Origin of the sequence: Thiosocius teredinicola (assembly GCF_002009425.1) — a bacterium.
Lineage (GTDB): Bacteria > Pseudomonadota > Gammaproteobacteria > Chromatiales > Chromatiaceae > Thiosocius > Thiosocius teredinicola.
On record NZ_CP019936.1, the window covers coordinates 3,591,848 to 3,604,412 of the forward strand.

At 60.6% G+C, this 12,565-nt stretch carries 10 protein-coding genes; 5 read left to right on the forward strand and 5 right to left on the reverse strand.

What is annotated here, in order from left to right:
- Positions 1-14 precede the first annotated feature (14 nt).
- Together B1781_RS17005 and B1781_RS17010 are read left to right on the forward strand one after the other, a co-directional pair.
- The gene (locus tag B1781_RS17005; RefSeq protein ID WP_078120802.1) at positions 15-1,721 is read left to right on the forward strand and encodes a PKD domain-containing protein; all 1,707 of its coding nucleotides are present in this window, start codon (positions 15-17) and stop codon (positions 1,719-1,721) included.
- Positions 1,714-3,075 (forward strand): PEGA domain-containing protein, encoded by a 1,362-nt coding sequence (locus tag B1781_RS17010; RefSeq protein ID WP_078120803.1) that lies wholly within the window; start codon positions 1,714-1,716, stop codon positions 3,073-3,075. Before B1781_RS17005 ends, B1781_RS17010 begins: the two co-directional genes overlap by 8 nt.
- Positions 3,076-3,120: 45 nt before the next feature.
- Here the strand turns inward: B1781_RS17010 and B1781_RS17015 are convergent, their stop codons facing one another.
- A complete protein-coding gene (locus tag B1781_RS17015) occupies positions 3,121-3,873 on the reverse strand; it encodes an SDR family NAD(P)-dependent oxidoreductase (protein WP_078120804.1) in 753 nt (250 codons plus the stop codon).
- A gap of 251 nt (positions 3,874-4,124) precedes the next feature.
- On the opposite strand from B1781_RS17015, the gene B1781_RS17020 reads away from it, so the two are divergent.
- The gene (locus B1781_RS17020; protein ID WP_078120805.1) at positions 4,125-4,574 is read left to right on the forward strand and encodes a c-type cytochrome; all 450 of its coding nucleotides are present in this window, start codon (positions 4,125-4,127) and stop codon (positions 4,572-4,574) included.
- Positions 4,575-5,402, forward strand: a complete 828-nt coding sequence (locus tag B1781_RS17025; RefSeq protein ID WP_078120806.1) for a c-type cytochrome — start codon at positions 4,575-4,577, stop codon at positions 5,400-5,402.
- A 21-nt stretch (positions 5,403-5,423) separates the two neighbouring features.
- Here B1781_RS17025 and B1781_RS17030 read toward each other — a convergent pair whose 3' ends face one another.
- The 3 genes from B1781_RS17030 to B1781_RS17040 form a co-directional block, all read right to left on the reverse strand.
- A complete protein-coding gene (locus B1781_RS17030; RefSeq protein WP_078120807.1) occupies positions 5,424-7,049 on the reverse strand; it encodes a methyl-accepting chemotaxis protein in 1,626 nt (541 codons plus the stop codon).
- A gap of 217 nt (positions 7,050-7,266) precedes the next feature.
- Complete coding sequence (gene apbC / locus B1781_RS17035) at positions 7,267-8,385, reverse strand: iron-sulfur cluster carrier protein ApbC (protein WP_078120808.1); 1,119 nt, start codon at positions 8,383-8,385, stop codon at positions 7,267-7,269.
- Between the two features lie 223 nt (positions 8,386-8,608).
- Positions 8,609-9,190 (reverse strand): PEP-CTERM sorting domain-containing protein, encoded by a 582-nt coding sequence (locus B1781_RS17040; protein WP_078120809.1) that lies wholly within the window; start codon positions 9,188-9,190, stop codon positions 8,609-8,611.
- A 276-nt stretch (positions 9,191-9,466) separates the two neighbouring features.
- Between B1781_RS17040 and metG the strand changes: the two genes are divergently transcribed.
- Positions 9,467-11,509 (forward strand): methionine--tRNA ligase, encoded by a 2,043-nt coding sequence (metG, locus tag B1781_RS17045; protein ID WP_078120810.1) that lies wholly within the window; start codon positions 9,467-9,469, stop codon positions 11,507-11,509.
- A gap of 112 nt (positions 11,510-11,621) precedes the next feature.
- On the opposite strand, the gene B1781_RS17050 is transcribed toward metG, so the two are convergent.
- Positions 11,622-12,287, reverse strand: coding sequence for a hypothetical protein (locus B1781_RS17050; RefSeq protein WP_078120811.1), 666 nt, complete (start codon positions 12,285-12,287; stop codon positions 11,622-11,624).
- Between the last annotated feature and the right edge of the window lie 278 nt (positions 12,288-12,565).

The following is a 12,565-nucleotide window of genomic DNA, read 5'->3' on the forward strand; positions in this document are numbered from 1 at the left end:
TGTGTCTGATCTTGATGATGAGCCCGCTGGCGCTGGGCCAGTCAGTCGACGTGACGCCGCTCGAATCCGCCACCCGTGCGCCTGCGCAGATACAGGTCGCACCGGCTCCGCTTCGAAGCAAATTGCGCCTGTATGCCGATCGCACGCGTATCACGATGGGCGAGACCGTGATGTTTACCGCCCAACTCGGCAATGTAGGCGACCGCGCGGTGCTGTATTACTTCAGCGTCAACCACAAGCAGGATCCCGGCGCCCCGCATCCGCGGCGCTACCAGCGTAGGTTCGACCAGCCCGGCAGCTACACCGTCAGCGTACAGGCCAACCTCGGCCCCGATGAGCCGGTGCTGACCAGCAACCCCATGGTCATCGAAGTGGCTTCAACCGAAGCCCCGCAGATCGAGATTTCACCGCGCATGGTGTCGGTGTACCCAGGCGCCGGCGCCATATTCACCGCAGTCCCCGGCAGCGGTTCGGCATCGATCCGGCGTTACGAATGGCGCGGTGTCGGCGACCAGCGTTCGACGGCTCCGACGTACGAGCCGCGCACCGACGAACTCGAACCCGGACTCTACGACATCAACCTGCTTGTGCTGGATGCGCGCGGCAACCAGGTCAAGGCCACCGCCAACCTGGAGATCCTGGCGCGGCGCACGGCCCCGAGCGTGCGTATCGAACCGGAAACCCGCGCGGTGCGCCAGGGCGAACCGGCCCGATTCATCGGCCAAGCCGAAGAACGCGAACTCCGTTGGCAGTGGGAAGGGCCGCAGGGTGCACGCAGCAATCGTGCGAGTTTTTACATCGATACGCGCAACCTGCCGCCCGGCGAACACACGGTCGACGTCACCGTCACCAATACCAACGGCCTGAGCAGCAGAGCGCAGGCGCGCCTGGAGATATTGCCGCCCAGTCAGGACTTCATGGCGACGATCAACCCGCAACGCCAGACTGTGCCGTGGGGTGAACCGGCGGTTTTCCGCGATGAATCGCACATACCGCCGGAACACACGGTTTCGTTCAACTGGCAGTCACCCACCGGCCGTGTCTCGACCGAACCGCAGCTCGCCATCGACACCACTGCCCTCGCCCCCGGCGACCATCTGATCGAACTGAGCGCACGCCTCGACGACGGTCGTCGCGATACGGTCACCGCACACCTCACCGTTGCACCTCCGCGGCTCGCACTAAACGCCGATCAGCTGCGCGCTTCGCCACAGCAGGTCGTACAGTTCACCGCGGAACTGCCATCACTGGCGGCCGACCATGAGTACACCCTGTATCTCGGCGACAACGCAATGGCGGCCCTCAACGGGACACAGTCCGTGGTGCAACACAGCTATCTCGACGAAGGTCTGTACCGTGCGCATCTGGCCACCGTCATCGACGGCCAGACGTTTGAAAGCAACCCGGTCGAAATACGTGTGGCAAGCGACGTCGTGCCGCCGGTTGCAGATTTCGATGAGGACGACGGCCAGCCATCCTGGTTGCCGTTCTGGTGGGTACCGCTTGCCCTGTTGGGCAGCGCGGTATTGTTGTATCGCCTGTTGCGCCCTGCACCCGCACCGGCTGAAATCCATGTCACCGCCGTGCCGCAGGGCGCGCCACCGATCATGACATTGAACCAGACCGAACCGCAGACACCCGACATTCGGATCACCGTGGTCAACGACTCGGGTGAGCAAAGCCCACCGCTCGACACGACGAACGAGGACGAGCATGCCTGAATTCCAAAACACTGATGTTGCAGACCTGATGTTCGGCGCGATACGCCTGCCGCCGCCGTTGATGGTCGAACGGGTGCAGCACGTCGGCACCACCCAGGAAACCAGGGACCATATCGAAGAGACGGTCGGCGGTGCGGAATGGACCGCGGTTTGGGAGAAGGTCGAAGAGAAGCTGCCCGAGTTATTCAGCATCAAGCTCACCGACGTGTTGGCGGGCGCCTTGAACAAGTGTCGCGAGCTGCACCGCTACACCGACCTGGAAAAATACCCTGCCGACCGGTCGGTGCAGGTACCGCTGGGCGAGTACAAGTTTTCATCGACACACAAACCGCGCCTTGAGATCACCGTCGGCGGCGTCGATGCGGGCGCGATCGAACTGGTTCTGCGCCTGGATTTCCGACTGCAGGCGGCGGTCGCCGAACTGCGCGGCGGCGTGATTCGGGCGCTCGACACCGGTGGCGGCAGTGTCAAAGGCAGTGTTTCCGTTGGCAAGATCCAGGTGTGGGAATCGGACTCGGCGCAAGGCGAGCTTCCCGGTCGCATCGAGTTTGCCAAGGGTATCGCGCTCGGCAGGCTGGCGATTCGCGACCACGACGACGATGTGCTCGAACAGGTCGCGAGCGTGCCGCCTGTGGCGGTCGCCGATAACCGGCGCATCAAAGGCGACGCAGCGATCGTGCGCCGGCGCAGCTGGCTGCCGGCACTCGCCCTGCTGGGCGGCTTTGCACTGCTTGGTCTGATCCTATTGATCGAACCGACCAAACAGGTTGTCGAGCCTGCGCTGGTACAAGGTGAAACCTACGCGTTGACGATCATCAGCGAGCCAGCCGATGCCAATGTCAATATCATCGGCCTCGACCGCGCATACACACCCGGTATGCAGTTGCCTCCCGGTCGCTACGAGATCGAGGTATCGAGCCCTGGGTTTCAACCACAGCAACAAGTGGTTCACCTTGGCGAGGCCGACCTGAAGCTTCCGGTGCAATTGGTCAGAAGCATCCAGATCGATGAACCAGCAGTCGACCCCCTGCCACTGCCCGAAGTGGAACAACAAGAGACGACACAACGCACGCCGCCTCCGCGGTCGAGCGTCGACACCCGCTCGTCGTTGCCCAGCCCTACCGAGTTGGAAGAGCAGGTGCCCGGCACCTATGCAGTCAATCTGCGCAGCTCTCCTCCGGGTGCACAGATCTGGATACGCGGCGTGGGCGACTACGAACCGGGCATGCGCCTGCCGCCGGGTGAATACACCGTCCGGCTCCGGCTCAACGGCTACCAAACCACCTGGGAGTCGTTCACCGTGCGCAACCGTGATGTCAACGAACGTTTCGAGTTGCCCAAGGGTTTCTTCTGAGTTGTCACAAGTGCGCCGTTTGCGCTGACGGAAAAGGTCGCGACCTCAATCGGCCGAAGGCGGTTTGCCGAACAGTCTCGCGTATTCCTGCGGTTCGAGAATCGCGCGGATGTCGACAAAGCTCCCGCTCGGATAGTCGCGCAACGACGATAAAACCGACAACACGCGTTCGGCCGCCTGCGCCGCATTCGGCATGCGTTCGGTGCCGCGTGCATCGCGCAGCCGCTGCAAGGCCGGAAACTGCTCGGCATCAGCGGTATCACACAGGTAGTCCATCATCGCCGTGTCGATGATGCCCGGCGCGAGCGCACAAAGATGGGTTTGCGGAAACTCGTGGGCATAGAGCTTCATGAGCATGTTCAATGCCGCTTTCGACAGCGAATATCCGCTCCAGCCACGATTACCCAGTACCGCCGCACCGGAGGAAATGGCGACGATCTGCCCGATCGGTATAGCGATGGCATGCAAGGCATCGAGCACCACCTTGTTGGCCCATACGTTCACCTCCATGACACGGTTTAAGGCGTCGACAGATGTGGCCGTCATATCGCGGATATCGCCGAGAACGCCGGCATTGAGCACCACCAGGTCAAGTCGCTCGGCATTCGACAGCAATTCACCGAGCGCGGACGGTACCTCGTCGAACGCGGTCAGATCGAGTCGGCAATCGATCATGTCGGGCGGATGACAGCCGCGCCGACTGCAACCATAGACTTCATGTCCTTCTTCGATCAGACGATTGGCCAGGGCATAGCCGAGACCGGAGCTGGTACCCGTGATGAAGGCAGTGTTGGGCATAGGGACACTCACGCTGTTTCACGACTGGATCATCGACACTTGGCAATGCAAACCGTACCGCAGCTACATGTGGTTGTTCCAGGGGGACCTGAACCGAGTACGGAACAAGCCGCAGATCGCGCAGTCGAATACCGGGCGCGCCACTGCATTACAATCGGCGCGGCCTGGCCGGATACGTGCCAGGGTTCACAGCCTGCATTGCCCTAAATGTTACGTTTCGATCCGTCGTTCACACCGCCAAAGAGCCAACCATGAAAGCAACCCTGTCGTTAATACTCGCTGCCACCCTCGGCGGCGCGACCCTCGCCCACGCCCAAGAACCGGAGGACTTCATCAAGTACCGCGAGGCCATGATGAAAGCAATGGCCGGTCACTCCGGCGCGATGAGCCAGATCGTGCGCGGCAAGGTTTCGCCCGAAGGGCACCTGCAGATGCACGCCAAGTCGCTTGCTGAACTGAGCAGCGACATCGCCAGTATGTTCCCGGAAGGTTCGGATTTCGGCGAGACCGAAGCGAAAGAAGAGATCTGGAAAGAATGGGACAAATTCCAACAGGCAGCGGATAAAGCCAAACAGGCAACGGCCACGCTGGCGGCGACCGTCGACTCGGGCGACGAAGCCAAGATTGCTGCCGCCTTCAAGGATGTCGGACAAGCGTGCAAGGGCTGTCACGAAGACTTCCGTAAGGAGGAAGAACACTAAATGCGCAACCTGCCGGCGGCCATCGTTGTCAGCAGCCTGATCGGTGTGGCCCATGCCGCAACCGACGGCGAGTACCTGTTCAACGCCGCCGGCTGTCTCGCCTGTCACACAAGCGAAGATGGGCCGGAACTCGCCGGGGGGCGCGCGTTCGAAACACCCTACGGCACCTTCTATTCACCGAACATCTCGCCGGACGAACAGACCGGCATCGGCAACTGGTCGAAAGAGCAGTTCATCGAAGCGCTGAAGCACGGCACTTCGCCACGGGGCGATCCGTACTTTCCGGTGTTTCCTTACCCGTCTTACCAGTTGATGACCGACGAAGACGCCGGCGCCATCTATGACTACCTGATGCAGCGCGAGCCTCAACAGCGCGCGAACCGCGAGCACGACACGGCGTGGTGGCTGGGTCGGTGGATGATGACACCCTGGCAATGGTGGTTTGAGGAAGAACCGCCCGCTGCACCCGACGATGCGCAACTTGCGCGCGGTCGCTACCTGGTCGATGCGCTCGGTCACTGCGGAGAGTGTCATACGTCACGCGATTGGGCCGGTGTCGCCGATCGTTCGTACTACCTCGCCGGCAATCCGGACGGACCTGACGGCGAGAAGGTCCCGAACATCACACCGGACCGCAGCAACGGCATCGGCAAATGGGATACCGACGACCTTAAGTGGTTCCTGCAATCCGGCGAGTTGCCCGATGGCGATTACACCGGCGGTGCGATGTCTGAGGTAATCGACAACACGACCTCCAAACTGACGCCGGACGATCGCACTGCCATGGCGAAATTCCTCAAGTCGCTACCGGCGCTCGAGACGCCCTGACCCGCAGAACGGGCGAGCCGGTCAGCCGGTCTTGAAGCCGCCAATCAGGTTGTTGATCTCACGTGCCAACGTGTCGAGCTGACTGCTGGCCGCCGAAATGGTCCCGGCGCTCGACGCCGTGTCGCGCGCAAGATCGGCAATCTGCACCACGTTGCGGTCCATGTCGCCCGAAACCTGGCTCTGTTCCTGCGCGGCCGCGGCAATGCGGTGCGTCATATTCTGAATGCCGTCGACACCGTCCTGGATCGATACCAGAACATTCTGTGCGTTCTCGACTTCGCTGACGCTCTCCGTCGCCATATCGCGACTGCCGGCCATCACCTTCACAGACTCGCCGGCGCGTGTCTGCAGCTTCGTTATCATCGCCTGGATCTCTTCCGTCGACTGCTGAGTACGACTCGCCAGTGTGCGCACTTCGTCGGCAACGACGGCAAAACCCCGGCCCTGCTCACCGGCGCGCGCCGCTTCGATCGCCGCGTTCAATGCCAGCAGGTTGGTCTGCTCCGAGATCCCGCGGATCACTTCGAGTACCGAGCCGATACTGTTGCTCTCTTCACCCAGTTCGTTGATCACGCCCTGGGCGCGACCGATCTCCGATTCCAAGGAGCGAATCACGCCGACCGCCCGCTGCACCGACTTGTTGCCGACCGAGGTCTGCTCCCCGGCTGACTGCGTGAACCCAGCCGTTTCGCCCGCGGTGTTGGCGATCTCGTCGGCACTGGCGCGCAGTTCGGTCATCGCCGCCGCAACGGCCTCGGTCTCGGTAAGCTGGTTATTGGCCTTGTGCTCTCCGTCTTTGGCGAACCCGGTCAGATGCCCGGCCGACTCGCTCAGCTGCGACGCCACGGAACGCATCGACACGACGGCCGTCTGGATCTTTTCGACAAACCGGTTGATACCGCGCGCCACATCCCCCATTTCGTCGCCACGCGACTCGTCGAGGCGACGCGTCAGGTCGCCATCACCGGCGCCGAGTTCATGGGCAAGTTCAGCAGCATGCGCGATGGGCTGCAGCACGGCCACGCGCAGGAAGACGCCGGCGACCAGCGCCAATGCAGCGATCACGATCGAGGTGATCAACACCCAGTTGCTCTCCTGCTGGGCGTGCAACACCGCATCGTCGAGGCTCTCGGTAGACAGGTTGCGGGCGATCTCGATGACGCTTTCAACATCCGCCTGGATCGCTTCGGCGGCGGCATCGAAGGAAGCCATCAACTGGTTGCCGCCTTGTGGGCCTTCCGCCACGTAGGCCTCGGCCATCCGCTTGCCGGTCGCATAATAGTCGCCGAACTTGTCGTGCATCCCGCGGAACAGATCGGCCTTGGCAGGATACAGTGCAGCCAGCTCATCCATCAGGCGCTCTGCATCCTCTGCGTGCGTGGCAGCTTGGTCGAATCCATCGTTGAGCCCGTCGAGTCCGCGCGTAGCACTGATGTCCGTCAGCCACTGCTGAACCTGCACGACGGCCAATTTCAGCTCGTACGACTTGCTGACGATGGCCGAGCTCGTGTCGCGCATGAAGCTGATGTTGCCACTCACCTCGTCCGCCTTGCTCATCAGGACAACGGCCTGCACCACGGCGACGGCCACGAACAGACCGATGACGACGGCGAGTTTTCCTTTGATTGTTGAAAGAATGCTCAACATGTGACTGATCCCGCTACGAATTTTGACAATTGAACACGCGTGCAGAACCACTCGTGCGCCATGCGTACGGTAGCGACCTAGGGTTTTTGTTCTTTAATTCTTAAGACGCAGGCAGCAACGACGGCGCGCCAGGAAGTCGCTGAAAGCGTCTGCCACCCGAGAAAAACAAAAAGCCCCGCCGAAGCGGGGCTTTTTCTCGCCTTGTACCCGACCGGGGTCAGTTGTTCTGAATAACGATATTCGGGAACTTGGCGGCGTAGCTTTTTGCCTGGCGCGACAACTTGGCTGCCGCTTTACGCGCGATCTCGCGGTAGATCTGCGACGGACGCGCCTCGGGCTCGGCCACTACGGTCGGCTTGCCGGCGTCGGTCTCTTCGCGGATGCGGGTCTCCAGCGGCAAGGCGCCAAGGAAGGTCACGCCGTACTGCTCTGCCATGCGCTGCCCGCCGCCTTCACCGAAGATGTGCTCTTCGTGACCGCACTTCGAGCAGATGTGGATCGACATGTTTTCGACGATGCCCAACACCGGTACCTCGACCTTCTCGAACATCTTGAAACCCTTGCGGGCGTCGAGCAGCGCGATGTCTTGTGGCGTGGTGACCACGATCGCACCGGACACGGGTACCTTCTGCGCCAGCGTCAGCTGGGTGTCACCGGTGCCCGGCGGCAGGTCGATCACCAGGTAGTCCAGCTCGTCCCAGTTGGTGTCGTTGAGCAGCTGCTCCAGCGCCTGGGTGACCATCGGGCCACGCCAGATCATCGGCGTCTCTTCGTCGATCAGGAAACCGATCGACATCGCCTGCAGGTGGTAGCTCATCATCGGCTCGAGCGTGTTGCCGTCTTTCGATTCCGGCTTACCGGTAATGCCGAGCATGCGCGGCTGCGACGGGCCATAGATATCGGCGTCGAGGATACCGACTCGCGCGCCCTCAGCAGACAGCGCCAGCGCCAGATTGACCGCCGTGGTCGATTTGCCGACGCCGCCTTTGCCGGAGGCCACGGCGATGATGTTTTTGACGTTGTCTATCGGCTTGAGCGACTTCTGCACCGAGTGCGCGACCACCTTGGAGGAGATACTCACGTCACAGGCCGCCACGCCGTCTGCCGATTCAACCGCCGACTTGACCGCCGCGGCGATCTCGTCCTGCACACCTTTAGCCGGGAAGCCCAGCAAGATGTCGACCTTGACCTTGTCGCCGTCGACCTGAATATCTTTGATCGACTTTGCGGTAACCAGATCGGTTTCCAGGTGGGGTTCGACGTAACTTTTGATGGCCTCTTCGACCTGCTCTCTTGTGAGTTCTGCCATGGTCCTGTCCTGCGTAGTGTTTGCCATATCCCCGTCACGCGATGTCGGCTTGAAAGCGGGGCGGGATACGAGAAGTCGGTGGATAATACACGAAAGAAAACGGCAAACTCTGATCGAGTTTTTCGGGTTTTCTATACATGGTTGTACCTGTACCCCCAATCTACCTTTCAGAAAGCGGGGTATCACCAAAAAACGTAGGGCACAAAAAAGCCCGCCAGAGGCGGGCTTTCAGGGCACTGAAAAACGCGATTCAACCAGCGCGGCGGCGCTGCCAAGCCATGCCGATCGCACCTAAGCCGAAGAGCGCCAGAATACCAGGGGCGGGCACTTCTCCTGCAGCCGGGGTGGTGCCGTCGTCGACCGTAACCGTCACGAAATCAGCATTATCGGCGGCGTTGGAATCCCAGTAGTACAGCAATAGCTCACCCGAGTCCGGTGCGGTACCGGCGTATTCGGTGCCAAGCTCAAAGAAAGTGGGACCAAGCGAGCCGACCAATGTGCCAAATGGGGCGGTCAGGCCGTTGCTGGTGTAAGACGAAAATGTCGTCCCGATCTGTGTCCCAGCCGGCTGACCTGACTCATCAAGACCCGTTGCTAGGAGATCAGCCACCAGGCCATTAGCGTTGGACCAGCGCGGCAGCGCTCCCGCACTCCAAATGTCGTTGGGATCTACGGAAACGTTGAGCGAATCACCTGCATTGAAGAACAGCCCCGTGTTCAATCCTGTACCGCCCGTGCTGCTGTTTGCCAGCGCGTAAACGTCGAACTTAAACTCAACAGCGTACGAGGCACTGGAAATCAGCGCCAAAGCGACAGCCAAAAGCTGTTTCATATGGGAACCTCCCTATCATTTCCCTGTTTTGCACGCAGCAAAACGATTTGCCAAATGTTCATTCAATTAACGTGCCATGAAATATAAGTTGATGATTTAAATATTTAATCCGGAATAGTAATTTGTTTCTCAGCCACAAAATGTAAATGCAACGGACACATTAATCTTTAAGATCCTATGGCCGCACCCAGATAACGTTCTATGTGCTGGAATCCCGCGGATGGACGCAACGTGACATAATTTCTGGTTCTGATCTCCTCGCAGCAACGGACACAAATGGCCACCCCACGCAAAATCCTGATCACCAGCGCCCTGCCCTACGCCAACGGGTCGATCCACCTCGGTCACCTCGTGGAGTACATCCAGACCGATATCTGGAGCCGGTTTCAGAAGATGCGCGGCCACGAGTGCTACTACGTGTGCGCCGACGACGCCCACGGCACGCCGATCATGCTGCGCGCGCGCGCCGAGGGCATCGAGCCCGAAGCGCTGATCGATCGCGTGTGGCAGGAACACACCGAAGACTTCGCCGGTTTCGCGATCGGTTTCGACAACTACCATTCGACGCATTCGGAAGAAAACCGGGTGTGCGCGACGACCATCTACGAGCGCAATCGCGATGCCGGCCATATTGCCCGGCGCACCATCTCGCAGGCCTACGACCCCGAGGCCAAGATGTTCCTGCCGGACCGCTTCATCAAGGGCACCTGCCCGAAGTGCGGCGCCGAGGATCAGTACGGCGACAACTGCGAGGTCTGCGGCGCCACCTATTCGCCGACCGAGTTGAAAAACCCGGTGTCGGCCGTATCGGGTGCCACGCCGATCGAGAAGGACTCCGAGCACCTGTTCTTCAAGCTCGGTGACTTCGAAAAGATTCTGAAGGACTGGCACAAGGCAGGCCACGTACAGGCCGAGGTCGCCAACAAGCTCAACGAGTGGTTCGAGGCCGGGCTCAACGATTGGGACATCTCGCGCGACGCGCCCTACTTCGGTTTCGAGATCCCGGATGCAGAGGGCAAGTACTTCTACGTCTGGCTGGACGCACCGATCGGCTACATGGCGAGCTTCCGCAATTTCTGCGACAAGACCGGCGTCGACTTCGACGCGTACTGGAACGCCGACTCGACCGCCGAGCTGTACCATTTCATCGGCAAGGACATCATCTACTTCCACGCACTGTTCTGGCCGGCGATGTTGCATGGCGCCGGTTTCCGCAAACCCAGCGGCGTGTATGCGCACGGCTTCCTGACGGTCGACGGCGCAAAGATGTCGAAGTCGCGTGGCACCTTCATCAAGGCGCGCACCTACCTGAAACATCTCAACCCGGAATACCTGCGTTATTACTTCGCCGCGAAGTTGAGCTCGAAGGTCGATGACCTCGACCTGAACCTCGAAGACTTCGCGGCGCGCGTGAACGCCGATCTGGTCGGCAAGGTCGTCAACATCGCCAGCCGTTGTGCCGGGTTCATCAAGAAACGCTTCGACGGCAAACTCAACGGCACGCTCGACCAGCCCGAGTTGTACAACACCTTCACCAAGGCCGGTGACGAGATTGCCGACCTGTACGAAAAGCGCGAGTTCGGCCGCGCGATCCGCGAGATCATGGCACTCGCCGACCTGGCCAACCAGTACATCGATGAGAAAGCGCCGTGGGTCATCGCCAAAGAGGAAGGACGCGACGCCGAACTGCACGCCGTCTGTTCGCTCGGCATCAACCTGTTCCGCGTGTTGCTCGGCTATCTGAAACCCGTACTGCCGCAGATGGCGGAACAGGCCGAGGCCTTTTTGAATGTCGAACCGATGAACTGGCATTCGCAGGCTGAGCCGCTGCTCAACCACGCCATCGACAAGTTCAAACCGCTGATGACGCGTGTCGAAAAAGACAAGATCGCGGCCATGATCGAAGATTCGAAAGAAGACCTCGCGGCCGAGGCCAAGACCACGGCGGCCAAACCATCGACCGACAGCCAGCTGGCCAAAGACCCGATCGCCGAGACGATCGAGTTTGCCGACTTTGCCAAGGTCGACCTGCGCATCGTGCGCATCGCCAAGGCCGAACATGTCGAGGGTGCCGACAAACTGCTGCGCCTGACGCTCGACCTGGGTGGCGAGACGCGCAATGTATTCGCCGGTATCAAGTCGGCCTACAAACCGGAAGATCTCGAAGGCAAGCTGACCGTGATGGTCGCCAACCTGGCACCGCGCAAGATGAAATTCGGTGTCTCCGAAGGCATGGTGCTGGCGGCCGGCCCCGGCGGCAAAGATCTTTTCGTATTGCACCCGGATGACGGCGCGCAGCCGGGCATGAAGGTCAAATAAGCTGCACAAAAAAAACGTCCGCACGGAGGCGGACGTCAATCAGCAGGTCACAGACTGGTGGTCGGCAAACCGTTGTCCGTCACCTACATCCCAGATAGGTATCCCGTCTCCATCAGCCGAGCTTGGCGTTCACCTCGGCGAGCTTGGCTGTTGCTTCGGCCTTTCGGCCTTGCGAATACACCGGTCGGCCGGCCACATCCGGCAGGGTGAGCACCTTTTCAAAATAGGGTTTGGCCAGTTCCGGCTTGCCTTGGTCCCGCCAGTAGTCGCCCATGAAGTAATTCGCGTCCATATCGTCGGGTGCGATCTGCAACGCCTTTTCCAGGTAAGCCTGCGCCTTGTCGTCGTCGCCGTAACCCAAAAGGCCGCCGGGCACCATGTAGTAGAAGCTACCCAGGGTCGTGTACACGGAACCGTTCAGCACGGTCGGGTCGATGCCTTCTGCCGCCAGCAACAGGTCACGTCCTTGCTCCATCTGCGGCATGGCATTAAACAGCGACGACAGTCCGCCCATCGCTCCGGCCAGCCCTGCGCGAATGATCGCTTCCCAAACCTTGGGCTCTGCGCGCAGCGGATTGTCCGTGGTGAGTTTTTCCGCCTGTGCCACGAGCTGCTCGAAAGCAGCCTGCTTGTCAGCATCGCCTGTCTGGTAGTTGACGATCGCCCACTGACGTTGGAGTTCTTCAATCTGCGTCATCACGGGATCGTTGGCTGCCGACACAACGAACGGTGCAAGCATCGCCCAGGCACCGAACAACAACACAAAACGCTTTCTCATTTCAGGCTCCGCGAGGCCGCACGGCGGTACTGAGCATCCGCCGGACACGGCCGGTGATACAGGTCATCGTCGGCAAGCCTGACCAGCCAGTCTTAAGCCGACCTTAAGCATCGGGTTGTTGGGTAGGAAATGGTCCGGCTGCCAGAACGCAGGACGAGAAATGAGGTCGAGCGCTGTCACGGCCAACGCCGCGGCGCTCGAACACGGACAGGTTACTGCGGGAGGATTTCGATCAAACACCCAGTCAAGCGGCGCTCGGTAGGGAGCGCCGTTTGCGC